Source organism: Streptomyces sp. NPDC048361, from assembly GCF_040651795.1.
In the GTDB taxonomy this organism is placed as follows: domain Bacteria; phylum Actinomycetota; class Actinomycetes; order Streptomycetales; family Streptomycetaceae; genus Streptomyces.
In genome coordinates this window covers 124,847-150,345 of record NZ_JBEZKW010000002.1, presented here as the reverse complement: position 1 = coordinate 150,345, position 25,499 = coordinate 124,847, and the positions used below count along the sequence as shown (strand labels likewise).

Annotated in this window: 23 protein-coding genes and 1 tRNA gene; 18 read left to right on the top strand and 6 right to left on the bottom strand. The window is 72.3% G+C overall.

What is annotated here, in order from left to right; genetic code table 11:
* The first annotated feature begins 2 nt into the window (after positions 1-2).
* The 9 genes from AB0D31_RS01895 (at position 3) to AB0D31_RS01855 (ending at position 9,307) form a co-directional block, all read left to right on the top strand.
* On the top strand, positions 3-998 hold the full coding sequence (locus AB0D31_RS01895) for a sugar ABC transporter permease (protein ID WP_362715826.1): 996 nt from the start codon (positions 3-5) through the stop codon (positions 996-998).
* A complete protein-coding gene (locus tag AB0D31_RS01890; protein WP_362715580.1) occupies positions 995-1,837 on the top strand; it encodes a carbohydrate ABC transporter permease in 843 nt (280 codons plus the stop codon). The genes AB0D31_RS01895 and AB0D31_RS01890 overlap by 4 nt, the downstream gene beginning before the upstream one ends.
* 66 nt (positions 1,838-1,903) lie before the next feature.
* On the top strand, positions 1,904-3,316 hold the full coding sequence (locus AB0D31_RS01885; RefSeq protein WP_362715579.1) for a GH1 family beta-glucosidase: 1,413 nt from the start codon (positions 1,904-1,906) through the stop codon (positions 3,314-3,316).
* A gap of 205 nt (positions 3,317-3,521) precedes the next feature.
* Complete coding sequence (gene aspT / locus AB0D31_RS01880; RefSeq protein WP_362715576.1) at positions 3,522-5,207, top strand: aspartate-alanine antiporter; 1,686 nt, start codon at positions 3,522-3,524, stop codon at positions 5,205-5,207.
* 2 nt (positions 5,208-5,209) lie between these two features.
* The gene (aspT, locus tag AB0D31_RS01875; protein ID WP_362715574.1) at positions 5,210-6,913 is read left to right on the top strand and encodes an aspartate-alanine antiporter; all 1,704 of its coding nucleotides are present in this window, start codon (positions 5,210-5,212) and stop codon (positions 6,911-6,913) included.
* A gap of 30 nt (positions 6,914-6,943) precedes the next feature.
* Positions 6,944-8,593 carry a bifunctional aspartate transaminase/aspartate 4-decarboxylase gene (locus AB0D31_RS01870; protein WP_362715571.1) on the top strand — a complete coding sequence of 550 codons (1,650 nt, stop codon included), beginning with the start codon at positions 6,944-6,946 and terminating at the stop codon, positions 8,591-8,593.
* Positions 8,594-8,644: 51 nt separating this feature from the next.
* A complete protein-coding gene (locus tag AB0D31_RS01865) occupies positions 8,645-8,965 on the top strand; it encodes a MerR family transcriptional regulator (protein ID WP_362715568.1) in 321 nt (106 codons plus the stop codon).
* A 28-nt stretch (positions 8,966-8,993) separates the two neighbouring features.
* Positions 8,994-9,152, top strand: a complete 159-nt coding sequence (locus tag AB0D31_RS01860) for a hypothetical protein (protein ID WP_362715565.1) — start codon at positions 8,994-8,996, stop codon at positions 9,150-9,152.
* On the top strand, positions 9,149-9,307 hold the full coding sequence (locus AB0D31_RS01855; protein WP_362715562.1) for a hypothetical protein: 159 nt from the start codon (positions 9,149-9,151) through the stop codon (positions 9,305-9,307). The genes AB0D31_RS01860 and AB0D31_RS01855 overlap by 4 nt, the downstream gene beginning before the upstream one ends.
* A gap of 103 nt (positions 9,308-9,410) precedes the next feature.
* Here AB0D31_RS01855 and AB0D31_RS01850 read toward each other — a convergent pair whose 3' ends face one another.
* The 3 genes from AB0D31_RS01850 to AB0D31_RS01840 all read right to left on the bottom strand — a co-directional run bounded on the left by AB0D31_RS01850 (position 9,411) and on the right by AB0D31_RS01840 (position 13,442).
* Positions 9,411-10,916 (bottom strand): cellulose binding domain-containing protein, encoded by a 1,506-nt coding sequence (locus tag AB0D31_RS01850; RefSeq protein ID WP_362715559.1) that lies wholly within the window; start codon positions 10,914-10,916, stop codon positions 9,411-9,413.
* Positions 10,917-11,376: 460 nt separating this feature from the next.
* Complete coding sequence (locus tag AB0D31_RS01845; RefSeq protein WP_362715557.1) at positions 11,377-12,756, bottom strand: HAMP domain-containing sensor histidine kinase; 1,380 nt, start codon at positions 12,754-12,756, stop codon at positions 11,377-11,379.
* The gene (locus tag AB0D31_RS01840) at positions 12,753-13,442 is read right to left on the bottom strand and encodes a response regulator transcription factor (RefSeq protein ID WP_362715554.1); all 690 of its coding nucleotides are present in this window, start codon (positions 13,440-13,442) and stop codon (positions 12,753-12,755) included. The genes AB0D31_RS01845 and AB0D31_RS01840 overlap by 4 nt, the downstream gene beginning before the upstream one ends.
* A gap of 99 nt (positions 13,443-13,541) precedes the next feature.
* Here AB0D31_RS01840 and AB0D31_RS01835 point away from each other — a divergent pair, with 99 nt between their 5' ends.
* Complete coding sequence (locus AB0D31_RS01835) at positions 13,542-14,099, top strand: hypothetical protein (protein ID WP_362715551.1); 558 nt, start codon at positions 13,542-13,544, stop codon at positions 14,097-14,099.
* A gap of 51 nt (positions 14,100-14,150) precedes the next feature.
* Here the strand turns inward: AB0D31_RS01835 and AB0D31_RS01830 are convergent, their stop codons facing one another.
* Both AB0D31_RS01830 and AB0D31_RS01825 read right to left on the bottom strand, forming a co-directional pair.
* Positions 14,151-15,014 carry a fused MFS/spermidine synthase gene (locus tag AB0D31_RS01830; protein WP_362715549.1) on the bottom strand — a complete coding sequence of 288 codons (864 nt, stop codon included), beginning with the start codon at positions 15,012-15,014 and terminating at the stop codon, positions 14,151-14,153.
* A 7-nt stretch (positions 15,015-15,021) separates the two neighbouring features.
* Positions 15,022-15,447 carry a hypothetical protein gene (locus AB0D31_RS01825; protein ID WP_362715823.1) on the bottom strand — a complete coding sequence of 142 codons (426 nt, stop codon included), beginning with the start codon at positions 15,445-15,447 and terminating at the stop codon, positions 15,022-15,024.
* Positions 15,448-15,813: 366 nt separating this feature from the next.
* Between AB0D31_RS01825 and AB0D31_RS01820 the strand changes: the two genes are divergently transcribed.
* A complete protein-coding gene (locus AB0D31_RS01820) occupies positions 15,814-17,322 on the top strand; it encodes a hypothetical protein (protein WP_362715546.1) in 1,509 nt (502 codons plus the stop codon).
* A gap of 230 nt (positions 17,323-17,552) precedes the next feature.
* Here AB0D31_RS01820 and AB0D31_RS01815 read toward each other — a convergent pair whose 3' ends face one another.
* Complete coding sequence (locus AB0D31_RS01815; RefSeq protein ID WP_362715543.1) at positions 17,553-18,158, bottom strand: histidine phosphatase family protein; 606 nt, start codon at positions 18,156-18,158, stop codon at positions 17,553-17,555.
* 284 nt (positions 18,159-18,442) lie between these two features.
* Here AB0D31_RS01815 and AB0D31_RS01810 point away from each other — a divergent pair, with 284 nt between their 5' ends.
* From AB0D31_RS01810 to AB0D31_RS01780, 7 genes are all read left to right on the top strand, one after another.
* Complete coding sequence (locus AB0D31_RS01810) at positions 18,443-19,330, top strand: phosphatase PAP2 family protein (RefSeq protein ID WP_362715540.1); 888 nt, start codon at positions 18,443-18,445, stop codon at positions 19,328-19,330.
* Entirely contained in the window at positions 19,251-20,597 is a 1,347-nt protein-coding gene (locus AB0D31_RS01805; protein WP_362715537.1) for a hypothetical protein, read from the top strand. Before AB0D31_RS01810 ends, AB0D31_RS01805 begins: the two co-directional genes overlap by 80 nt.
* Positions 20,588-22,282 carry a hypothetical protein gene (locus AB0D31_RS01800; protein ID WP_362715535.1) on the top strand — a complete coding sequence of 565 codons (1,695 nt, stop codon included), beginning with the start codon at positions 20,588-20,590 and terminating at the stop codon, positions 22,280-22,282. The genes AB0D31_RS01805 and AB0D31_RS01800 overlap by 10 nt, the downstream gene beginning before the upstream one ends.
* Positions 22,279-23,610, top strand: a complete 1,332-nt coding sequence (locus AB0D31_RS01795; protein WP_362715532.1) for an AAA domain-containing protein — start codon at positions 22,279-22,281, stop codon at positions 23,608-23,610. Before AB0D31_RS01800 ends, AB0D31_RS01795 begins: the two co-directional genes overlap by 4 nt.
* A 214-nt stretch (positions 23,611-23,824) precedes the next feature.
* Complete coding sequence (locus tag AB0D31_RS01790; RefSeq protein ID WP_362715529.1) at positions 23,825-24,172, top strand: hypothetical protein; 348 nt, start codon at positions 23,825-23,827, stop codon at positions 24,170-24,172.
* A gap of 373 nt (positions 24,173-24,545) precedes the next feature.
* Entirely contained in the window at positions 24,546-25,388 is an 843-nt protein-coding gene (locus AB0D31_RS01785) for a bifunctional DNA primase/polymerase (protein WP_362715526.1), read from the top strand.
* Positions 25,379-25,452: transfer RNA gene (locus tag AB0D31_RS01780), tRNA-Lys, on the top strand. The genes AB0D31_RS01785 and AB0D31_RS01780 overlap by 10 nt, the downstream gene beginning before the upstream one ends.
* Positions 25,453-25,499: the final 47 nt, after the last annotated feature.

The following is a 25,499-nucleotide window of genomic DNA, read 5'->3' as shown; positions in this document are numbered from 1 at the left end:
CGATGGCGAGCGACACCACGGCCGTCGTGCCCTCCCCCGCCCCCGGGCAGGAGGGCACGGCCACCGCCCGCGGGCGCGCCGACGAGCGCCGCAGCCGCCGCTACCGGCGCGACATGCGCTGGAGTCCGTACGCGTTCGTCGCGCCCTTCTTCGTGTTCTTCGCGGCGTTCGGCCTCTTCCCGCTCCTCTATACGGGCTGGGCCTCGCTGCACCAGGTCGAGCTGACCGCGCCGAACGACATGACGTGGGTGGGACTCAGGAACTTCTCGCGGCTGCTGTCCGACGACTTCTTCTGGAACGCGCTGCGCAACACGTTCACCATCGGCGTCCTGTCCACCGTTCCGCAGCTGCTCGTCGCGCTCGGCATCGCGCATCTGCTCAACTACAAGCTGCGCGGCTCGATGTTCTTCCGGGTCGCCGTGCTCACCCCGTACGCCACCAGCGTGGCGGCCGCGACCCTGGTGTTCGTGCTGCTCTTCGGGCGCGACTACGGAATGATCAACTGGGCGCTCGGGCTCGTCGGGTTCGACCCCTTCGACTGGCAGAACGGCACCTGGACCTCCCAGCTCGCCGTCTCCACCATCGTCATCTGGCGCTGGACCGGCTACAACGCGCTGATCTATCTCGCCGCGATGCAGGCGGTACCCGCCGACCTGTACGAGTCGGCCGCGCTCGACGGGGCCTCGCGGTGGCAGCAGTTCCGTCACGTCACGATCCCCGCGCTGCGCCCGACGATCCTGTTCACCACGGTCGTCTCCACCATCGGCGCGACCCAGCTCTTCGGTGAGCCACTCCTGTTCAACGGAGCCGCCGGCGCCACCGGCGGCTCCGACCACCAGTTCCAGACGCTCGGCCTGTACCTGTACGAGCAGGGCTGGGTGAACCTGCACCTGGGCCGGGCCTCGGCGATCGCCTGGGCGATGTTCCTGATCCTGCTGCTGATCGGCGCGGTGAACTGGTTCGTCTCCCGCATGTTGCGCAAGGGGGAGACAAGTTGAGGGTCCAGCGTGCCGGCCGCCAATTGCACGGCGGCCGCCTCACCTACGCCGTACTGATCGTGTTCACCGCCGGATCGCTCTTCCCGCTGATCTGGACGGCGGTGGCCGCCTCCCGCACCAACACCCGGCTCGCCCAGACACCGCCGCCGTTCTGGTTCGGCGGGAACCTGTTCCGCAACCTCCAGATCGCCTGGACCGACGCCAACATGGGCACGGCGCTGCTCAACACGACGATCGTGGCGGGCTCCATCGCGGCCGGCACGGTGTTCTTCTCCACGCTGGCCGGCTTCGCCTTCGCCAAACTGCGGTTCCGCTTCAAGAACCTGCTGATGATCCTGGTGATCGGCACGATGATGGTGCCGCCGCAGCTCAGTGTCGTACCGCTGTACATGATGGTCGCCAAGTTGTCCTGGACCGACCAGCTCCAGGCGGTCATCCTGCCCACCCTGGTCAGCGCGTTCGGGGTGTTCTTCATGCGGCAGTACCTGGTGGAGGCGCTCCCCACCGAACTGGTCGAGGCGGGCCGGGTCGACGGGGCGAGCAGTTGGCGGGTGGTGTGGCACATCGTGTTCCCGGTGGCCCGGCCCGCGATGGCGGTGCTCGGGATGCTGACCTTCGTCATGGCGTGGAACGACTTCTTCTGGCCGATCATCGCGCTGACCCAGAACGGCAGCCCCACCGTGCAGGTCGCCCTGACCGGCCTCGGCCGCGGATACATCCCCGACCAGTCGGTCATCATGGCCGGCGCTCTGCTCGGCACGCTGCCGCTGCTGCTCGCGTTCGTCCTGTTCGGGCGGCAGATCGTGGGCGGGATCATGCAGGGCGCGGTCAAGGGCTAGCCGATCCGCACCCGACCCTCGGCCGCCCTCAATTCCCCTTGTTCCTCAGCTCGTTGGGAGTGTCGTATGTCCGACCGCTTTCCGCCCGGGTTCCTCTGGGGCGCCGCCACCTCCGCCTACCAGATCGAGGGGGCGGCGGCACAGGACGGCCGCACACCCTCGATCTGGGACACCTTCAGCCACACCCCGGGCCGGACCGCCGACGGCGACACCGGTGACGTGGCCGTGGACCACTACCACCGCATGCGGGACGACGTCGCGCTGATGGCGGAGCTGGGGCTGACCTCGTACCGCTTCTCCGTCTCCTGGTCCCGGGTGCAGCCCACCGGGCGCGGGCCCGCCGTGCAGCGGGGTCTCGACTTCTACCGGCGTCTGGTCGACGAGCTGCTCGGCCATGGCATCGCGCCCGCGCTCACCCTCTACCACTGGGACCTGCCGCAGGAGCTCGAAGACGCGGGCGGCTGGCCCGCGCGCGAGACCGCGTACCGATTCGCCGAATACGCGGCGCTCGTCGGGACCGCGCTCGGCGACCGTGTCGAGCGGTGGGTCACCCTCAACGAGCCCTGGTGCAGTGCCTTTCTGGGGTACGCATCCGGGGTGCACGCGCCGGGCCGCACCGACCCGGCGGCATCGCTGCGCGCCGCCCACCACCTCAACCTGGCTCACGGCGAGGCGGCTTCGGCGCTGCGCGCCGCGATGCCGGCCCGCAACCAGATCGCGGTCAGCCTCAACTCGGCTGTTGTGAGGCCGCGTTCGCAGGACACGCCGGATGTGGAGGCCGCGCGCCGGATCGATGACCTCGCCAATGGGATCTTCCACGGGCCGATGCTGCACGGCAGCTACCCGGACCGGCTGTTCGCGGACACCGCGTCCGTGACGGACTGGTCCTTCGTGCACGACGGCGATCTGCGCGCGATCCACCAGCCGCTCGACGCGCTGGGCCTCAACTACTACACGACCTCGCTCGTGTCGGCGGCGGATCCGGCCGGCGCGGGCGCCCGCGCCGACGGCCACGGTGCGAGCCCGCACTCGCCGTGGCCCGGCGCCGGAGCGGTCGCCTTCCACCAGCCGCCCGGCGAGCGCACCGCGATGGGCTGGACCATCGACCCGTCCGGCCTGTACGACCTGCTCCTGCGGTACGCCAAGGAGGCCCCGGGGCTGCCGCTCCTGGTCACCGAGAACGGCGCGGCCTGCGACGACGTACCGGGCCCCGACGGCGCGGTGCACGACCCGGACCGCATCCGCTATCTGCACGGCCACCTCGCGTCGGTGCGCCGGGCGATGGAGGCGGGCGCCGATGTGCGGGGCTACTACCTGTGGTCCCTGATGGACAACTTCGAGTGGTCGTACGGGTACGGCAAGCGGTTCGGCGCGGTGTACGTCGACTACGGGACGCTGGCCCGCACCCCGAAGTCGAGCGCCCGCTGGTACGCGGAGCTGGCCCGGACGGGTGAACTGCCCCGGGTGCCCGGCGCCTGACTCCGCGGCGGGGCGGCCGGGGATCGTGAAGGGGGCGGTGGCCCGGGATGGTGAAGGAGGCGGTGGCCCGGGATGGCGAAGGGGGCGTGGCCCGGGATGGTGGAGGGGGTGGCGGCCCGGCGTGCCGCCGCCCCGGCCCGCTGTTAATTTCAGCTTCATGCACCTTTTGCCCGGATATAGCGCGTCCCGGCTCGGCTGAGCCGCGATGGGCATCCTCAAGGACCACCCGGAGCTCGCCCTCTTCCTCTGCCTCGCGCTCGGCTACCTCGTCGGCAAGCTGCGGGCGGGACCCATCACGCTCGGCGGCATCTGCGGCACCCTGATCGTGTCGCTCCTGATGGGCGCCTGGGCCAAGGTGCAGGTCTCCGGTGACGTCAAGACAGTCTTCTTCGCCCTGTTCATCTTCTCGCTCGGCTATCTCGCGGGCCCGCAGTTCTTCGCCAACCTCAACCGCGGCAGCCTGCGCTTCTTCACGCTGTGCCTGATCGAGCTGGTCTGTGTGCTCGGCATCGCCTACGGCCTGGCGAAGGCCTTCGGGCTCGACGTGGGCACCGCGTCCGGCATCCTGGCCGGCGCCGCCACCGAGTCCGCGGTCGTCGGCACCGCCACCGAGGCCATCGGCAAGCTGGGCGGCCTCACCCCGGCCCAGGTCGGTGACTACCAGGGCCATGTTGCCACCGCGTACACCGTCTGCTACCTCTTCGGCCTCATCACCATCGTCATCTACACCAGCCAGATCATGCCGATGATGCTGCGCATCAATCTGCGCGACGCGTCGCGGCAGCTGTGGGAGACGATGCGCGGCGGCGGCGGCGAGCGCGGCCTGGAGGCGGACGAACGCGAGGCCCTGCCGGGCCTGGTGGGCCGCACCTATCTGGTGACGCTGGCCGACGGGCGCACCATCGGCGACCTGGAGTCCTCGCTCGGCGGCCGGATCACCATCGAGGCGCTGCGCCGCGGCAGCCGCGCCCTCACCCCCGAACCACACGTCGAGCTGACCCTGTCCGACCTGGTGCTCGTGGTGGGCCGCCGGGCCAACACCATCGAGGCGGGCCGTGAGATCGGCCCCGAGACACCCGGCATCCCGGGCCTGGACTCACCGCTGGCGACGGCCCAGGTCGCGATGACCGAGAAGTCGGCCGACGGCAAGAGCCTCGACCAACTCCAGCGCTCCTACCCGGAGTTCATCAAGCAGGGCGTCTACGTCACTGACGTACTCCGCAACGACCAGCATCTTCCCGCGAACCCGGACACCGTGCTGCGGCGTGGCGACGTCCTCACCCTCGTCGGCGCCCGCTCCGGGCTCAACCGGCTGGTCGCGAAGATCGGCGCGGTGGTCAAGAACGACGCCACCGACTTCATCTATCTCGGCCTCGGCATCGTCTGCGGCTCACTGCTCGGCCAGATCGTGATCCGGGCCGGTGACATCCCGCTTTCGCTCGGCACCGGCGGCGGCTGTCTGATCTCCGGACTCGTCTTCGGCTGGTTCCGCTCCCGCAAGCAGACGTTCGGCGCGTTCCCGCCGCAGGCCGCGACCACGCTGAAGGACATGGGCCTCGCGGTCTTCATCGCCTGCACCGGGCTGGTGTCGGGGCCGCAGGCGTGGCCGCTGCTCCAGCAGTACGGGGCGCTGCTCCCGTTCGCCGGGATCGCGATGGTGCTGATCCCCGCCACGCTGTCGCTGATCGTCGGGCGCTCCCTGCTGAAGATCGAGAAGCCGCTCCTGATCGGCGCGATCGCGGGCCAGCAGTGCTCGACGCCCGCCATCACCTCCATCACCCAGGTCGCCCAGAGCTCCGTTCCGATGCTCGGCTACACGATCACGTACACGCTCTCGAACTTCCTGCTGCCCCTGACCGGACCGGTCCTCGTCGGCGTCCTCGGAGCCTGAACATGATCGATTTCATCAATCGGAACATCTTCCATCCGCACCCCGAGCTCCTGGTGTTCGTCACCATCGCGCTCGGCTTCCTGCTCGGGAAGGTCCGCTACCGCGCGATCGGGCTCGGTGCGGTCACCGGCTGTCTGATCGTGGGGCTCTTCCTGGGTGCCCAGTTCAAGGTGCCCATCGACGCGACCGTGAAGAACCTCTTCTTCACGATGTTCCTGTTCGCGCTCGGTTACCGGGTCGGCCCGCAGTTCTTCCGCGGCCTGAAGAAGGACGGCCTGCCCCAGGTCGCCAACGCCCTGGTCGTCTGCGTCACGGGCCTGCTGGTCTCCTGGGGCCTGGCCTCGATGCTCGGCTACGGGCCGGGTCTTTCGGCCGGGCTGCTCGGCGGCGGGCTCACCCAGTCCGCCGTGATCGGCGTCGCCCAGGACGCCATCGGCAACCTGCCGGGCCTGAGCGCCGCCCAGATCAGACGCGAGGAGAACCTCGTCGCCATCGGGTACGCGGTCTGTTACCCGCTCGGCACGGTGTGCGCCGCGCTGCTCCTGGCCTCGGTGCTGCCCCGGCTCTACCGCAGGGACCTGGCGGCCGAGAGCGCCCTGCTCGCCAAGGAGCTGGACGCGCCCGGCAACGACCCCGACCTGGGCGCCGGCTACTACGAGGTGGTGCTGCGCGCCTACACGGTGGAGCGCCCCGACGTCGTGGGCCGCACCATCGACGACTTCGAGCGCCAGCAGAAGCAGCTGGGCCGCCGCGTCTACATCACGGCGGTACGGCGCGAGGGCACAGTGCTCGAACACGACCAGCAGACGGTCCTGCGGCAAGGCGACACCGTCGCGATCAGCGCGATCCGCGGCGACCTCGTCACCTATGACGCCCGCACCCACATCGGCGGCGAGGCCGACGACGTGGAGCTGCTCGGCTACCAGACCGAGACCCTGCACGTGGTGGCCTCCGAAAAATCCCAACTGGGCCGCACCATCGGCGAGCTGCGGCAGGAGCCGTTCATGGTCGGGGTGTACGTCGACAAGCTGTACCGCTCCGGCGCCGAGTTCCCCTACCGGCTCTCCACCCCTGTGGAACGTGGCGACACCCTCATCCTGACCGGACCCAAGCGGCTGGTGGGCCCGGCCGGCAAAGCCATCGGCAAGCCCGTTCCGACCAGCTTCGCCACCGACATGGTGTGGGTGTGCCTCGGCATCGTCCTCGGCGCCCTGATCGGCATCCCGGCCCTGAAGGCGGGCGGCGTCCCGATCTCGCTCTCCACCTCGGGCGGCGCGCTGATCATGGGCCTGGTCTTCGGCTGGATCCGCTCCAAGTACCCGACGTACGGCAATGTCCCGCCCGGCGCCCAGTGGTTCATGGACACCCTCGGGCTCTGTCTGTTCATCGCGGTGGTCGGCCTCAATGCGGGGCCCGGCTTCACCAGCGGCCTGTCCACCGCGGGCTGGACCCTGCTCCTGTGGGGCGTGGTCGTCACCGTCGTACCGCTGCTGGTCGGCTTCCTGGTCGGCCACCACATCCAGAGGATCCGCTTCCCGGTCCTGATGGGCGTCCTGGCCGGCGGCGAGACCACGACGGCAGCGTTCGGCGCGGTCAACGAAGCGTCCAGATCGCAGATTCCCACGCTCGGCTACACCATCCCCTACGCGATGAGCAATGTCCTGCTCACCATCTGGGGCGCCGTGATCATCCTCCTCAACCACTGACTCAACCGCTCCCGTACGTAAGGACGTTCCGTGCCCAAGACCACCTTCACCCGTGAGGAAATCCAGTCCTTCGCGCAGCTCTCGCCGTTCGAGCTGAAGGACAAGTTCATCCAGATCGCCCAGGCGGTGCAGGCGGACGAGCCGGGCCAGAAGGAGAAGTCGGCGCGGCAGATGCTGAACGCGGGCCGCGGCAACCCGAACTGGGTGGCCACCGGACCCCGCGAGGCGTTCTACGCGCTCGGCTACTTCGCCCTGTCGGAGTCCCGCCGGGTGTGGACCGCCGACAACCTGGGCGGCATGCCCGAGAAGCAGGGCGCGGCCGGCCGCTTCGACACGTTCGTGCGCCAACACCCGGACCTGCCCGGCATCGAGCTCCTGGAGCGGTGCGTCGCGTACGCCGTCGAACGGTTCGGCTTCGACCGGGACGAGTTCGTGCACGAGCTCACCGACAGCTCGATCGGCGACAACTACCCGGTGCCGGACCGGATGCTGGTCCACGCCGAGAAAGTGGTGCGCAGCTATCTCGCGGACGAGATGTTCGACAGGCGGCCGCCGCAGGGCACCTTGTCGCTGTTCGCGACCGAGGGCGGCACGGCGGCCATGTGTTACATCTTCGACTCCCTGATGAAGAACGGGGTCCTGAAGAAGGGCGACCGGATCGCCCTGATGGTGCCGGTCTTCACGCCGTACATCGAGATCCCCGAACTCGACACCTACGCGTTCGACGTGGTGCGCGTCGAGGCGAGCCTGTTCACCGAGACCGGGGTACGCGAGTGGCGCTACCCGCCCGATGAGGTCGCCAAGCTCGCCGACCCCTCCGTCAGGCTGGTGTGCCTGGTGAACCCGTCCAACCCGCCCTCGCTCGCACTGAGCGAGCGGGTCTCGCAGCAGCTCAAGGAGATCGTGGCCGGGCCGAACCCCAACCTCCTGATCGTCACCGACGACGTGTACGGCACCTTCGTGGAGGGCTTCCGCTCAATCGCCGCCGAGGTGCCGCGCAACACCCTGCTCGTCTACTCCTACTCCAAGCACTACGGCTGCACCGGGCACCGGCTCGGCGTGATCGGGCTGCACGACGACAACGTGATCGACGAGCTGATCGCCGCACTGCCGGCGTCCGAGAAGGAGCGCCTGGACAAGCGGTACGGGACGCTCAGCCTGGAGCCGTCCACGATCCGGTTCATCGACCGGCTCGTCGCCGACTCACGGCAGGTCGCCCTCAACCACACCGCGGGCCTCTCGCTGCCGCAGCAGGTGATGATGACCCTGTTCTCGCTCTTCGACCTCCTGGAGGAGGGCCAGGCGTACAAGCACCGCATCCGCGCGATCGTCAACCAGCGCCTCGAACTCCTCCTGGAGGGCGCCCAGATGAAGATTTCCGAGGACCCGAAGCGGGCCGGGTACTACATCGAACTCGATCTGCTCGCCGAGGCCGAGCGCGTCCACGGCAAGGACTTCGCGACCTTCCTGGAGAAGAACTACGAGGCCGTCGACCCGCTGTTCCGGCTCGCCGAGCAGACCAGTGTGGTGCTGCTCAACGGCGGCGGCTTCGAGGGCCCCGAATGGTCGGTACGGGTCTCCCTCGCCAACCTCGACGACCTGGACTACCTCAAGATCGGCCACCATCTGCGGGCAATCTTCAACGACTACGCGGAGGAGTGGCGCACCTCGCGCGGCTGAGCCGGGCGCGGGGCTTGCACCTCACGTGGCGTGAGGACGCACAGTGACGGTATGAGCGAATCCACCTGGAAGGTGGACCCGCTGGCCGAGGCCGCCGGGCTCACCGTCCGCACGCTGCACCACTGGGACACCATCGGGCTGCTGACCCCGTCGCGCCGCACCCCGGCCGGGCACCGCGAATACACCGAGGCCGACGTCGGGCGCCTCTACCAGGTACTCGCCCTGCGCGGCCTGGGTCTCGGGCTCGACACCATCGCCCTCTGTCTGGACGCCGGGGTCGACCCGGCCCGGGTCCTGCGTGCTGGAGGTCGAGTGGCCCGAACTGTACCGGCGGGCCGAGGAGTTGAGGGCGACGGGCACGCCTGCGACTGATGCCCGTGTACGCAGGCTGGTGGTGCGGATGGACGAGTTGAGCGCCCTGTTCAGCGGCGGCGACCGCACACTCTCGGCGGGCGTACGGGCCGCCTGGCGCGAGGACCCGGCCGCACTGTCCGGGGACGCGTCGGCCCGGCCGGGCCAGTGGGACTCCCTGACGGAGTACTTGGAGGCGGCACGATGAGAACGAACCGTTACTCGCTCCTGCCGTTCCTGCTGGTCATCGTGGTGCTGGTGGGTGTGCTCGCGCTGTGCGGAGTGGTCGGGTGGGGCGTGGCGGCCGCGGTGGTGGTGGCCGTCGCGGTCCTGGCCGTGGTGGCCCTGGCGTTCACACGCTGAGGCGCCACGGCCGACATGGGGGAAGGTGCGTACCGGCCGGGGCGCTGGTCAAGGGGCCGTGAAGGGGCCTACCGCAGGGGCCGCAAAGGGCTCTCCGTGGTGGCTACTTGTAGGCGCCGAAGGCCTTGGTGAAGGCGAGCGGGTCCTGGGCGATCGAGGAGCAGGTGGGGTCGGCGGAGTTCTTGGCGCCGCCCGGGCACTCCTGATCGCGGGCGGCGGACCACATGGCGAGCCCGCCGAGGCCCTTGGACTCGGCGAACTCCACGAGCTGGGTGGCGTCGGCGACGGTGAACTTCTCGACGTTGACGTCATTGACGCCGATCATCGGCGTGACGACGACCGCCTTCCAGGCGGCGGCGTCGGACAGACCCAGAACTCCCTTGATCTGAGCCTGGGTTGCCGTGGCGGCCTGGATCGCGTAGTCGCCCATGTCACCGCTGTACGAGGGCCCGTAATCCATCGCCATGATGTTCACGGCGGACACCTTGACGCCGTTCTTCTTGGCGTCGGCCACGAGGTCGACGCCGGGCTGGGTGAGGCCCTCCGGCATCACGGGCAGCGTGAACGAGACGTCGAGCCCGGGGTGGGACTTCTGGAGCTTCGCGATCGCCTGCGCGCGCCGCGCGTTGGCGGCGGTGTCGGGCAGCGCGGCGCCCTCGATGTCGAAGTCGACCTTGGTGAGCTTGTAGGCGTCGATGACCTTGCCGTACGCGGCGGCCAGCTCGTCGGCGCTCGTGCAGACCAGGCCCAGCTCGGAGCCGGAGGCGCCGCCGAAGGAGACGCGCACGTCGCCGCCCTTGGCGCGCAGCGCGCCGATCTGCGAGGCGACCTTGTCGCTCTGCAGATCGGTGACGCCGCCCCACAACGGGGTGCAGCCGCCGCCGGAGGTGACGAAGGCGAGGGTGAACTGCTTGACGCCGGTCTTGTCGGCGGTGCCGGTCAGGTCGTACGAGGGGTAGAGCGAGGTGTCGACGTACGGGGAGAACCCGGCGCCGCCCGCGGTGCCGCCGCCCGACGGCTTGCTCGGGGCGGGGGTGGCGGTGGCCGACTTGGACGGCGTGGCGGTCGGCTTGGTGCTGGGCTCGGCGGTGGGCTTGGTGCTCGCCGGCTTGGAGGGCTGGGGGGTGGGCCGCTCGGTGGGGCGTCCGCTGGGCTGCGGGGTGGCGCCGGTGTCGACGGAGCACTTCTCCTGGTCTATGAGACAGCCGGTGGGGTCGCCCGCGGTGCCGCTCGCGGAGGTGACGAAGCCGACGGTCACGGACTTGCCTGCGGCAAGCCCGCCCGTGTCCCAGCTCGGGGGCTTCACGGTGACGTGCTGCCCCTTGACGCTCTGGTCGCCGTTCCAGAGGGAGGAGAGCGTGGTGCCGGCCGGCAGGTCGAACTCCAGGGTCCAGTCGGCGAGGGTCTTGCCGGTGTCGTTGGTGATGACGTACTGCCCGGTGTAACCACCGGCCCAGCTGCTGGTCTTCGTGTACGCGGCGCCGACCGACGCGGCCTGTGCGGTGCCGGTGAGGGCGAACGCGGCGCCGCCGACGACGGTGGCGGCGACGATGCCGCCGATCACCTTGGTCTTGCCGCTTGCCCTGCGCCGGTGCGTACTGGTGCCCATGCCGTGCCTGCCTCTGCGTTTGCGTTTGCGGGGGGTGTTTCTGGGGTGCGGGCAGCACGCTAGCGTCGCGGAATCGGACAAATGCCCAGTTCAGGGCGGGGGTTGAGGTTCTTAGGCTCCGCTTAAGGATCCGATGGGGGGCGGTTAAGCCCCTGGGGGTTCGCCCACCCCCCGCCCGTGCGGCTGCTTGAGGATGGCAGCTCCCCTGGGGCTCCGCCCCGGACCCCGTTCGCGCCTGAACGGCGCACGTCCTCAATCTCCCCAAGGCCTTAAGGGCCAGGGGGACCCCCATGACGGGCTGACTATGCCCATGCGGGCCCGCACCGAGTAGTTCAGGGGCGCGGGGAACTGCGCGACCAGCCACGCACGGTCCGCACGGGGTGGACTCCCCGGAGGGTTTCGGGAAGGGGCGGGGCGGGGCCAAGAACCGGGGCGCGGGGCGGAGCCGAACGAGCGGGGGCTACGCCGGGGTCGCGCGGCGGCGGAGGCGGTGGCTTCGGCGAGGCGGGTTGGTGGTGCGGCCCAGGCCGATCCACAGGCGTACCTCCGTGCCGCCCAGGACGGAGTGGCCGATCCGGACGTCACCTCCCGTGGACTCCGCGACCCGGCGGACGATGTCGAGGCCGAGCCCCGTCGACCCGGGGCGGCCCCCGCTGTTGCCCCGGGCCAGCGCCGCCCGGGGATCGGAGATCCCCGGCCCCGCGTCGGAGACCAGGACGATCACCGCTTCTTCGCCGTTGTGGACGTCCACCGAGAACGCCGTCCCCTCCGGCGTGTGCCGGAACACGTTGCCGAGCAGCGCGTCGAGCACCGCGACCAGGTCGGCCCGGGCCACCGGGATGCGGACCGGCCGCTCCACTCCCGCGAGCCGCACCTCGCGGCCCTCGTCCTCGGCGAGCGCCGACCAGAACGCCATCCGCTCCAGGATCACCTCGCAGGCATCGCAGCCCGCACCGGGCCCGGCCGGCTGGGTCTGGGGCTTGGCGTCCCGCGCCGTACGGATGATCGTGTCGACCTCCCGCTCCAGCTGCTCGACCGCCGCCCGCGTCTGGTCGGCCGCGGGCCCGTCCCCGAGGGAGGCCGCGTTGAGACGCAGCACGGTGAGCGGCGTACGCAGGCGGTGGGAGAGGTCGGCCGCCAACTCCCGCTCATTCGCGAGGAGTTGGACGACCTGGTCGGCCATGGAGTTGAAGGCGACGGCCGCCTGGCGCAGTTCGGTGGGCCCCTCCTCGGGCACCCGCGCCCCGAGCTTGCCCTCGCCCAGGTCCTGCGCCGCGCCCGCGAGCCGCTGGGCCGGGCGGACCATGCGTACGCCGAGGCGGTCGGCAACCGCCACCGAGCCGATGATCAGGGCGATGCCGACCCCGGCGAGGACCAGCCACGCCGTCGCCACGCCGTTGCTGACCTCGGCCTCCGGTACGAAGACCTCGACGATCGCGATCTGGCCGGAGCTGAGCGCGGTCGGCTGGAGCAGCGTGGAGCCACCGGAGACGTCCGATATCGATGCCTTGATGACCTTCCGGGTCGCTTCGAGGTCCTTGTCCGCGGCCCGCTGCGTACCGAGGTCCACCGGCGCGCTGCCCGGCACGGCCGGATCGGCCGGCACATGCACGGCCATCCGGTTCTCGGCCCCGGACTGGGTCGAGGCGACGGCCCGCGCCAGGGCGTCGCGGTCGGTGGTGATGGACAGGGTGGGCCCGATCGCCGCCGCCTGGCGCTCGGCGTTGGAGAACGCCCGGTCGCGGGCCATCTCCTTGATGACCATGCCGAGCGGCACCGCGAAGGCGACCACCACCATCACCGTCACGGCGAGGCAGACCTTGACCAGCGCCCATCTCATCGCGGCGGCTCCAGCTTCACGCCGACACCGCGCAGGGTGTGCAGATAACGCGGCCGGGCCGCGGTCTCGCCCAACTTCCGCCGCAGCCACGACAGATGGACGTCGATGGTCTGGTCGTCACCGTACGACTGCTGCCACACCTCGGCGAGCAGCTCCTTGCGCGGTACGACCACGCCGGGCCGGCCGGCGAGGAAGGCGAGCAGGTCGAACTCGCGCCGGGTCAGATCGAGCGGGTCACCGTCGAGTTCGGCCTGCCGGCGCAGCGGGTCGACGCGGAGCCCGCCGACCTGGAGCACCGTGGACGGTGGTTCGGCGCCGGCCGTGGCACGCGCCCGGCGCAGCACGGCGGCCATCCGCGCGGAGAGGTGCTCCACGGAGAACGGCTTGGTGAGGTAGTCGTCGGCGCCGTCGTTGAGCAGCCGCACGATCTCCGTCTCATCGTCCCGCGCCGTCGCGATGATCACGGGTACGTCGGTGATGCCGCGGAGCATCTTGAGCGCCTCGGACCCGTCCAGATCGGGGAGTCCGAGGTCCAGGATGACCACGTCGAAACGGTGATGGGCCACTTCGCGCAGCGCCTCAAGTGCCGTGCCGACGCTCCGTACCGTGTGGGAGGCCTCGGTGAGGTGGCGGATGAGGGCGGAGCGGACAAACTGGTCGTCCTCGACCACGAGCACACTTGCCATGGGCCGCACCGTACGCCATCCGGAGGAGCGGGGTCCCCCGCGGGAGTGGAGTCGGAGGTGGCGGGACACCGGTGGGGCGCGTGGTGCAGTATGGCCCGGATGCACAGAGGACTCGTACACGGTTTGGCGTGGTCACTCGCCACGGGAGCGGCAGTGACGCTCTCCTGGTGGGGCGTCCACACGGTGATGGCCGGCACGGCGTACGACCCGCCGCGCGCCCTGCCGATCAGCGGTGAGGCACGCATCACACAGGGCTCCGAGCCGACGGCGTCCTCGACCCGGCGCGCCAAGGAGAGCCCGGCCGCCCCGTCGCCCTCCGCCTCGCCGAATGCGTCGAAGGGCGCGGGGGCCGGGAAGCCTTCGGGCGGTCGTACGCCGTCGGGCACCGCCAAGTCGCCTCCCCCGTCCCGCACTTCGGACAATCCCGCCAATTCGGGTGCGGTGCAGGGCTACAACGTCGCGGGCGGCCGGGTCGTCTTCGACCTCGGCGCGAGCTCCGCCCAACTGGTCTCGGCGACGCCCGCGTCGGGCTGGCAGATGGAACGCTGGATCCAGACGCAGTGGATACGGGTGACGTTCACGCGGGGTGGCGAGACCGTCTCGGTGTTCTGCACCTGGAACGGCCATCCGCCCGCCGTGGAGATCAACAACACGTGATCGGGCGGCGGCGCTCCATGCGGCGCCCCGCATGGCGGCGCCCCGTGCTGCTCACCGGAAGGCCGAGGCGGGCGGCGCGGGTGAGGGCTTGGCGCTCGCGTCGCGCACCGGCGCCGCGCCGCCCGTGAAGTCGGCGAGCTCCCGCCCGTGCTGGACCCGCCCGGGGTGCGGGTCCCCCGCGATCCGCCGGGTCAGCTCGGCGACGGGCAGCGGCACGGCCGAGCCGACGAGCACCGCGTTGCCGAACCGCTTGCCGCGCAGCACCGTCGGGTCGGCGGCGAGCGCGAGCTCGGGGAAGACACCGGCGGCGGTGGCGATCTGGCCCCGCAGATGCGCGAGCGGCGGCCCGTCCGCGAGATTGGCGGCGTAGGTGCCGTCCGGCTTGAGCACCCGGCGTACGTCGTCGAGGAACTCGGTGCTGGTCAGATGGGCGGGGGTGCGGGCGCCGCTGAACACGTCCGCGATGACGAGGTCGGCCCAGCCGTCGGGAAGCTTGGCGAGCCCGGCCCGTGCGTCGCCGCCCCGCACCCGGATCCGGGCCCCGGGGTCGAGCGGCAGCTCCCGGCGCACCAGCTGGACGAGGGCGGCGTCGAGCTCGACGATCTGCTGGCTGGAGCGCGGCCGGGTCGCCGCGATGTAGCGGGCCAGGGTGAAGGCGCCGCCGCCGAGGTGCAGGACGTTCATGGGCCGGCCCGGCGCGACCGCGAGGTCGATGACGTGGCCGAGGCGGCGCTGGTACTCGAAAGTCAGCCGGTCCGGCGCGGCGAGGTCCACGTGCGACTGGGGTGCCCCGTCGAGCAGCAGCGTCCATCCGCCGGACCGGTCCCGGTCGGGTATGAGCTCCGCGAGCCCGCCGTCCACCGCCTCCACGACGGGTTCCGGACCCGACCCCCGCCGCCTGCTGCTCTTCGCCATCCGGCCATTATCGACCGGGCGTGCGGGTGCCGCCTTCCCGCACGGGCGCGATTCGGACGCCCGCCTCGCAGATACCGTCGGCCGCCTCGATCATCCGGGCCGCCTCACCCAGCGCGGCCCGCAGCAGGCCGGGGTCGGTGACCTCGGTGGTGTTCGGCGGGAGCAGCCAGCCCGAGCCGGTGACGGGCGGCTCGACGGGGAGCCCCGACAGGCGCAGGCCGCGTCCGTTGGTCTCCGTACAGGCGCTGCCCGGCACGTCCCAGGCGGCGGCGGTGCCGGACGGCACGAGGAAGCCGAGGGTGTCGCAGGCCCCGTCGTGCAGGACCGGGCCGACGGCGGCGGGGGCGGCGCCGCGGCGAATGATGTCGACGGCCTCAAGCCCTTGGCGCGCGGGCACGGTCACCAGGTCGCAGGGCTCATCGGCGCCGCACAGCTGCGCCGAAGGGGCGCCCGGACGCGGTGCGTTCGGCGGGTGGGCGGTCGTCGGTTGCGTACCGGAGACGGTGAAGTCGGTGGGGGTGTCGGTGTTCACGCGGTCCTCCAACAAGGCAAGCCCTCCGCTTCTGCGCGGCGTCTGGCGCTCTCCACATGGTTCAACGCCCGTGCGCGTCAAGGGGAACGGCGGCACGCCGCCGCAAAGGATGGCAGTTCATGGCGGATCGCGGGTGAGATATCCGTTTTGTAGGCAAACGCTGCGTGAACAGGCCGTCACAGAAGGTACGTTCTTGCTCCGCACCACCCCGCCAGAGAGAGCTGTCGAGCCATGGCGCCGTCACCAGATCCCCAGGCAGACCCCCCGGTGAACACGCGGACTCCACCGACACCGCGCCGGCTCACGCGGGAACCCCGGGAGCCCAACGCGGCCTTCCGGGCGCTGCGGGGTGCCCGTTCCCCTGGGGAGTTCGCGGCCGCGGTCCGCCGCGCCGCCCGCGAGATCGGCGAGCAGGTCGCGTGCGACGCGCGCTACATCGGGCGGGTGGAGAACGGCGAGATCCGCTGCCCCAACTATGCGTACGAAAGGGTCTTCCGGCACATGTTCCCGGGTTTGACCCTGGCGGAGTTGGGGTTCTCGGCACGGGAGGCGGTGCGCGGCCGAGGGGCCCGCCCCCTCACCGACTCCCCTCTCCCCGACTCCCTCCTCCCCAACTCTCCCTTCGCCGACGGCCCCTTCATCCGTCTGGCACCCCGCCCCGAACCCGTCGACACCTACCCGTCCGACCGACAACCGCCCTACCTTCTCCCCCCTTTGCACCCACTGCCACTGCCTCTGCACGACCACCACGACCACCGGTACCACCAGAACCACGAGGAGAGCGACGTGCTGCGTCGCGCATTCATGACCGGGTCCACCACCGCGGTGGCGGCCGTCTCACTGGGCCTCAGCCCGGTACCCGCACACTCCGTCCAGCGCGTCGGCGAGGCCGAGGTGAGCGCCGTCGAGGACGCGGTGCGCCGGATCAGACTCCTGGACGACCGGCACGGCGCGGACACGCTGTACCAGCGTGCCGCTCAGCCGCTGCGGACCGCGTACGCCCTGCTCGACGCGAGTGCCGCCCGGCGTGCCACCCAGGAGAGACTGCACTCGGGCGCGGGCGAACTGGCCATCTCCGTTGGCTGGTTGGCGCATGATTCGGGCCGCTTCGGCGAGGCCCGCTCGCACTACGCGGAGGCGCTCGCCACGGCTCGCCTCGCCGGCGACCCCGCGCTCGAAGCGCACGCGTTCTGCAACATGTCGTTCCTGGCCCGGGACATGGGCCGGCCGCGCGAGGCGATGCGGGCGGCGCAGGCGGGCGAGCACGCGGCGCGGCCGCTCGGCTCGGCCCGGCTGCTCTCCTTGCTGGCGCTGCGCGAGGCGGGCGGCTGGGCGGGGCTCGGCGACCGTTCCGCGTGCGAGGAGTCGCTCGGGCGGGCGCACGGCCTGTTCGCGCGGGGCGCCTCGGACGCCGACCCCGAGTGGATGAGCTTCTTCGTCGAGGCCGAGCTGGAGATGCTCCAGGCGCAGTGCTTCTCGGCGCTGGGCGACTGGGGGCAAGCTGCCCGGCACGCGCGCCGGGCGGCGGCGCTCCAGGACCCGTACTTCACGCGGAACCTCGCCCTGTACCGGGCGGAGCTCGCCGACGATCTCGCGCGTGCGGGTGCGCCCGCCGAATCCGCGGCGGCGGGCCAGCAGGTCCTGGACCTCCTGACCCAGGTCCGCTCCACCCGCATCCAGGCCATGCTGGCGGACACGTCCCGCCTCCTGACCCCGCACCGGGCCGCGCCCGAGGTGGCGGCGTTCCTGGAACGGAGGGCGGCGGTAGCCGTGTAACCCCGCGGACGGGCGCGCAGTTCCCCGCGCCCCTGAACTGCTCGACGCCGGCCCACACCGGCACAGCCAGCCCGTCCGGCACTTGAGGACGAGCACCCTTCAGGCGTGAACGGGGTCTGGGCGGGGAGCCCCGGGGAGCTGCCACCCCCGAGTAGCCGCACGGGATCGGGGTCCCCCTTGCTCCTTAAGGGCTTGGGGGAGGGTGGGCGGACCCCGCCCGCCCGGTCAGCTCACCGCTCAAGGTGCCCCGTATCGTTCCACCGCTCAAGCGCCGGCGCCCCATACGCCCACCCCAGCACCGACAGCGACGTCGGATCGAGCCGGATCCGCGCCGCGAAGGCGATGGGCTCGCCCAGCCACCGCGCCGCGATGGACCGCAGAATGTGCCCGTGCGCGAAGACCAGCACGTCCCGCTCGGCGGACCGCGCCCACGCCACCACCTCGTCCGCCCGCGCGGCGACCTCCGCCAGGCTCTCCCCGTCCGGCACCCCGTCCCGCCAGATGAACCACCCCGGCCGCACCGCCTGGATCTCGGGCGGCGCCATGCCCTCGTACGCCCCGTAGTCGTACTCCATGAGCGCGTCCCACGGCTCGGCCCGCTCCCCGAAGCCGGCGAGTTCGCAGGTCTCCGCGGCCCGGACCAGCGGGCTCGTGCGGACCTCGGCGCCGGCCAGCGCGTCCCACGGGGAGCGGTGCAAGCGCTCGCCGAGCAGCTTCGCACCGCGCCGGCCCTCGTCGAGGAGGGGGATGTCGGTCCGGCCGGTGTGCTTGCCCGCGAGCGACCACTCGGTCTGCCCGTGCCGGGCCAGCAGGATGCGCGGTGCGGCGGCTGCCATGGGTGTTCACTCCCGATGCCGTACAAGGCGTGACTAGACGTGACCTGGTGCAACGAGGCGCGCCCATTCCCGGTGAAAGAGCCCGGGCAAGGCCAAATCGTGCGCATCCATCATCCCGCACCCCCCGGGCAACCCGACGCCCGGCCCCGACGTCTCACCCCGGACACCCCCCGCACCGGGGTGCTGTGCGCACACGACCGCGTACACCGTACGGTTGAACGCACGCCGAAAACCCGTTGGCCCCCAGAGGGCAGTCCGATGACCAAGTGGGGGGACCCTTCCGGATGCAGTTGCCGCACCATGCCACGCGACCGCGCTGGTGGACCGAACTCCCCCTGATCGCGATCATGTACGCGGCGTACTCGCTCGGACGGCTGATCGTACGCGGCGACGAGGCGCGGGCCACCGAGCACGGGCTGTCCATCCTGCGCCTGGAGAAGTCGCTCCACCTCAACGCCGAGCACCCGCTGAACCGGCTGTTCACGCACACCCCGGCGCTCGGCATACCCGCCGACTTCATCTACGCCTCGCTGCACTACCTGATCACCCCGGCCGTCCTGATCTGGCTGTTCCGCCGGCGCCCGACGCAGTACCGGGCGGCCCGCACCTGGCTGATGACGTCCACGCTGCTCGGCCTCATCGGCTTCACGTTCCTGCCGACGTGCCCGCCCCGGCTGCTCCCCGCCGTGCAGGGTTTCACGGACACGATGGCGCAGTACGGCACGTACGGCTGGTGGGGCGGCGAGGCGAGCGCGCCGCGCGGCATGGGCGGGATGACCAACCAGTTCGCCGCGATGCCCAGCCTGCACGTCGGGTGGGCGCTGTGGTCCGGGGTGATGCTGTGGCGGTTCGGCGGCAGCCGGATCACGAAGATCGCCGCCGTCGCGTACCCGCTGACCATCACGTTCGTGGTGATGGGTACCGCCAACCACTATCTTCTCGACGCGGTCGCGGGCGTCGCCGTGATGGGGATCGGGCTGCTGCTCTCGAAGCCGCTGCTGCGCCTCGCGGACCGCGTGCGTGCCCGTTTCGCGCCCGCCCCTTCCGCCACCCGTGCCCCGATTGTCAGTCCTGGATGCCAGACTTCCCCGGGTGAGCCAATCCCTGGGCAGCGGACCTCCTCCCGCATCCCCGCAGAAGCCGTCGACGGCGCTCCGTCGAAGGCTCGCTGAACTACGCGGCCCGGCGGTCCCGGCCAGGCCGCTGGACGCCCGCGCGCTCGCGGCGCTCGCCGCCAACCCGGGGTGCCGCAGACGCGCCCTGCTCGACGGCGCCGGGGTGGACAAGGGCGCGCTCGCGGAGGCGATCGGTTCGCCGTCGGCGGCGTTCGGCCAGTCGCAGTTCGCGTTCATGCGGGGCAACGCGTTCGAGGCGAAGGTCAAGGGCGACGGCGGCACCGAGCTGCTCCGCCTGCTGTACGAGCGGATGGGCACCGGCGACGAGCCGCAGGGCGACGCCCTGACACCCGACCTCGCCGCGGCCGGCCCCGAGGGCCGCGCCGCCCGCACGGCGCTCGCTCTGCGCGAGGCGACGGCGGCCGGCGCCTGGGCGCTGCTCGACCACCCGATGCTCGCCCTCGAAGTGGCCGGCTCCCCGGCCTACCTGGAGCCGGACGCGGTGGTGGTGCACCCCGACGGCCGCTGGACGGTCGTCGAGATCAAGTCCTTCCCCATGATCGACGCGGCGGCCGACCCGTCGAAGGTGGGCGCCGCCGCCCGCCAGTCCGCGGTGTACGTCCTCGCCCTTGAGCGGGTCGCGGAGCGTACCGAGGGCGCCGCGGTGGACCACTCGGTCCTGCTGGTCTGCCCGAAGGACTTCTCCAACCTGCCGACCGCCTCGGTGGTCGACGTACGTAAACAACTGTCGGTCACCCGGCGCCAGTTGACGCGCCTCACCCATGTCGAGTCCATCGCCGACGCGCTGCCGCCAGGCACCACCTTCGACCTCGACGGCCAGTCGGGCGCGGCCCTGACCTCGGCGGTCGAGGCGGTGCCCGCGGTGTACGCGCCGGAGTGCCTGTCCGCGTGCGAGCTGGCCTTCCACTGCCGTGGCCGCGCCCGCGAGCAGAACATGGTGACGGCGCTCGGCCGCCCACTGCGCGGCGAGCTCGGCGCCCTGACGACCGTAGGCGAGGTCCTGGCCGCGGCACGCGGCGAGGCGGGCGACCCCGCCGACCCGACGGTGGCGGCGGTCCGCCGCGCGGCCGCCCTGCGCGCGGAAGCACTCGGCAAACCCGGCATGACCACCGAGCCCACCCCGGACGCAGACGGCACGTGGGTCGGCGCGGACGTCCAGGCCACCGGGGCCGGCCCGGATCCACGGGCCACCGGGGTCACCGCGAACGCAGAAGGCACCGGCACCGCCCCGACCCTCGCCGCCCCGCGCAGCGGAACGGCCGCCGCCGACGCGAGCGCCCAGGGAGGAGCCCCGTGTCGCTGATCTCCACCCTGGCCCGCCTCGAAGCCGTCGAGTGCGGCCGCGCCCAGCCGCTGGCCACCGTCCGCCACCGTCACCTCTCCGAGCGGCCGCTCGTCTTCGTGCCGCTCACCACGGCCGGCGAGGCGGGCGCGCCGCTCGGCGCCCTGGTCGGCACCGACCGCGACGCCCCGACGCTGCTCGTGGTCCCCCAGCCCCGCGACCGCGACCTGCGTTTCACCTTCCTCGCCGACCTCGCCGAGGCCGTCCTGCCGTACCTGGACGCGTACGCGGGCGACATCGAGCTCACCGAGCGCTCCGAGACCGACCCGGAGACGGGGAAGAAGACCAAGGTCGAGGTCGAACTGTGCGCGGACGCACCGCAGTTGATCGTGCCCGGCCGGGCCGGCATCGACTTCGTCCGCCTCCTCGGCCGCTCGATGCGGTTCCGCCGTACCGCCGAGCAGGATCCGGACGCGCCCTATCCGGCGCCGCCCCGGGTCCCGTTGCTCGGCCGCTGGTTCACGCACTACGCCGAGCGCGCCCGCACCCCCGGCTCCGCGCTGCTGCTCGCCACGACCGACCTCCTGGGCCGGCACTGGGCGACCGGCCAGTCCAGCCTCGAGGACCAGCACCTGGGCGCCCTGCTCGCCTGGATCGACCCGCCCGACGGCCAGTCGGGGGCCGACGCGGCGCTGCGCGCGGAGCTGGCGCGGGGCGCCGACGGCCAGCTCCTGTGTCCACCGGCCGGCCCCGCCACCGACCCGGCGTTCGACAACCGGCTGCTCGCCCCGGCGGTGGAGCGCTACGACCGGGCCCGGCAGGCGCTCCAATCCGCCGAGGACGGCCTGGCCGCCGACGAACGCCTCGGCCAACTGGCCACAGCCGAACGGGAGATCCGCCGCCTGCTCATGGCGCAGCTCATGCCCACCTGGTCCGCGGTGTGGCGCGCCCTCGACCTGCTGCGGGAGCTGCCCGAGGGCGAGCGGGCGGCGGCGCGCTGGACGAGCGACCGCTGGTCGTTCACCGGCCACCGCGACCGGATCACCGCGGGCGAGCCGCCCCAGCCGCGCCGCGACGACGCGGTGACCGCCGCGACCAAGCTGCTGCGCCGCGAGCGGGCCCAGGCCGAGCTGGAGGCGGGCGAGGCGCTCGACGACCCGCTGGTGATGGCGGGCCGCAGGCTCGCGGGCGAGGCGTTCGCGGGCGAGGTGGTCGAGGTGACCCCGGCGTGGTCGGAGTCCAAACGCCCGAGCCCGCGCCCCCTGATCACCTTCCGCACGGACGACGCCCCGCACCTCGCCGAGGGCACGAAGGTCTACCGCACCCTGGACGGCAAGCCGCAGAAGGCCGAGTTGGTGACGTACGAGACCGCGGGGGCGGGCGGTTCCGCCGGGGCGGACGGGGCTGCGGGGGCGGACGGGGCCGTGCGAGACCGGGCCGCGGGAGAACGGGCCGCGGGAGAACGGGCCGGCGGCGAGAGCGTCCTGGTGCTGCGCGTCCTGGACAAGATGGGACGCGGCAAGGACCCGGCGCCCGGCTCCGTGCCCGAGAAGGGCGACCGCGTGTGCTGGACGCTCTTCGAGCACGACCAGCGCGGCGCGCCCAAGCTGCCCGACCCGGAAGCCACCCCCTGGACCCACGGCGGCCCGCCCGGCTCCGCCACCGCCGAGCAGCCCGACGCCGCCACCCCTGAGGACCTCCTGTGACCGCCTTCGACCCGGGCACGGCCGCGGCCGAGGCCACCGACGCGATCCTCGCCGACACGCTGCACGGCACGAGCCGCGGCGTCGTCGTGGACTCGCCGCCCGGCGCCGGCAAGTCGACTCTCGTGGTGCGTGCCGCACTCGAACTGGCCGCCGCCGGGCGCCCGTTGATGGTGGTCGCCCAGACCAACTCGCAGGTCGACGATCTCGTGGTCCGCCTCGCCGAGAAGGCTCCCGACCTGCCGGTCGGCCGGCTGCACAGCAGCGACAGCGACCCGTACGACAAGGTCCTTGACGACCTGGAGAACGTACGGAAGTCGGCGAAGGCGGGTGATCTCGCGGGGCTCGACGTGGTGATCTCCACGTCCGCGAAGTGGGCGCATGTGAAGGATGTCGAGCCGTGGGGCCACGCGATCGTGGACGAGGCGTACCAGATGCGTTCGGACGCGCTGCTCGCGGTGGCCGGGCTCTTCGAGCGGGCGCTGTTCGTGGGCGACCCGGGCCAGCTCGACCCGTTCGCGATCGCCGACGCCGAGCAGTGGGCGGGGCTGTCCTACGACCCGTCGGCCAGCGCGGTCTCCACCCTCCTCGCGCACAACCCCGAGCTGCCCCAGCACCGCCTTCCGGTGTCGTGGCGGCTTCCGGCGTCGGCGGCGCCGCTGGTGTCGGACGCGTTCTATCCGTTCACGCCGTTCCGCAGCGGCACCGGCCACGGCGACCGGCGGCTGGCGTTCGGCGTCGCGTCGGACGGCTCGGCGGCGGACCGCGCCGTCGACGAGGCCGCCCGGTCGGGCTGGGCCCTCCTGGAGCTGCCGGCCCGGCACACCCCGCGCACCGACCCGGAGGCGGTGCACGCCGTCGCCCTCGTCGTACGCCGCCTCCTGGACCGGGGTGGCGCCGCGACCAGCGAGCGTTCGCCGGACCCGGTCCCGCTCACGGCGGACCGGGTCGCGGTCGGCACCGCCCACCGCGACCAGGCGGCTGCGGTCCGCGCGGCGCTCGCGGAGCAGGGTGTGAGCGGGGTGGCCGTCGACACGGCCAACCGGCTCCAGGGCCGGGAGTTCGACGTGACGGTCGTCCTGCACCCGCTGTCGGGCCGCCCGGACGCGACCGCCTTCCACCTGGAGACGGGCCGACTGTGCGTCCTGGCCTCCCGCCACCGGCACGCCTGCATCGTGGTGTGCCGCGCGGGCGTGAGCGACCTCCTGGACGACCACCCCTCGACGGAGCCGGTCCAGCTGGGCGTGACGGTGAAGTTCCCGGACGGCTGGGAGGCGAACCACGCGGTGCTGTCGCATCTGGCGGAACATCGAGTGGGCTGGCGCGCCTGACCCCGGGGGGCATATGGACGCCAGACAGCGCCGCTTCCGTGAGCAAGGTCGGCGGACCACCGCATCGTCCGGCGCCCCGGGCCCGGGTTCGCGGCGCGGGCCCCGCCGCCCTCCGGCCGTCCCCCCGGCAGGGCCCCCTTGCGCAGGCGCGGGAGAATGGACGGTGGCCCGGGGCGCCCGGAGCCGAGCGTCGACCTGCCCTGGGAGGACAGACATGCCGGAGCACGAGCGGAACGAGGAGCGGCAGCGGCTGCGGCCGGCGCCGTTGCTCTTCGAGCCGTCCGAGGCCACCGCCGACCCGGAACACTTCTTCGACCTGGAGTCCATGGAGGACCCCCGGGCACTCCTGAGCCGTTCGACCGAGCTGGCCCTGGCCTTCCGGGCGGCCGCCGACCGGGCGGTCGAGTTCCAGGCGATCGCGGCGGCCCAGCTCGCCGACCCGCGCCGCTTCGACCGGCTCACCCCCGCCGACGTGGCGGAACGGGCGCAGTGGACCGAGGACTACGCGAAGAAGATGATCGAGTTCGGCCGCGACCTGCTGCGCAACGCCGACGTCCCCTAGGAGTTGGCGACGGCTCGGCCGCCCGCGCCGAGCCCCGTCCGCCCCTGCCGCGCAGTCCTGAGCGGCCCGTACCCGGGGCGCCGGTTTCGCCGCCGCCCAAGCCGCTGGTGCTGGGCCGCCGCCCAAGCCGCTGGTGCTGGCCCGCCGCCCAAGCCGCTGGTGCTGGCCCGCCGCCCAAGCCGCTGGTGCTGGCCCGCCGCCCAAGCCGCTGGTGCTGGGCCGTCGCCCGAGCCCTGGTTCCGCAGTCGCCCGCCCCGTCGGCGGGCGCGCCCCGGGCATATGCCGGGCCGCAAGATACGCCTCCCCGCCCCGCCCTGTCCCGGTTTCCGCCAACCCGCCGGGGCGGGGTCCGCCCGGCCGGTAGACGTAGAGCATGAGCAGCGGCGATGGCAACGGCGGAAGCGGCGGCATGCGGCAGATGGAGACGGGTGGTGCCGGCCTCACGACGGTGAGCCGGTACGGGGGCGGACAGGCAGGGGGCGCCGACACCCTCACAGCCGTAAGCCGGCGCGGCGGCCAGGCCGGGACCCACGGCGCCCTCGACGCCCTCGACGTCTTCTCCGTCCTCCGGGACGAGGGACGCCATCAGGCCGGTGAGGTGACCGCAGCGGGCGCCGCCTGGCTGTCGTCCGCGTCCGGTCACGCGCGCAGCACCCTCGCTCTGTGGGAGGCCCGGCCGACCGCGCCCGGGGTGCTGCCCTGCGGGTCGGTCTTCGACGTGGTCAACGTCCCGTCGATGTTCGGGCGCCGCATGCTCGACCGGTTGTGGGCCGAAGGCCCCGGCTCGGGTCCCGTCGCGATCCACCGCGGCCGCATGCTCCTGTTCGCCGCCCCCGGCACCGCGCAGCGCCTGCCCTCGCTCCTGGAGTGGGAGGAGTGGCACCGCCCGGACGCGCCGGTACCGCCGCTGCTGTGCCACGGCGCCGGTGACGCCGTCACCGTCCCGGCCCTGGTGCGCCCGGAGCGGGAGAACACCGGCGCCGCCCGCTGGCTGGTCGCCCCCGACACCCGCCGCCCCTGGCTGCCCGGGCCCGACGTCCTGCTGTGGGCCTGCGTCCGGGCCGCCCGGAACGAGACCGCGTTCGAGACCACGTACGAGACCGCGAAAGAGACCGGGAGCGGAGCCACGAACGGGCCCGCGGACGCTTCCCGGATTTCGATTTTTCCTCGCGCCGATCAGGATGCTAATGTCTACGACGTCAGCAGGCGCCGCTAGCTCAGTTGGTTAGAGCAGCTGACTCTTAATCAGCGGGTCCGGGGTTCGAGTCCCTGGCGGCGCACAGACGAAAGAAGCCCCTCGCGCGAGCGGGGGGCTTCTTTGCTGCCC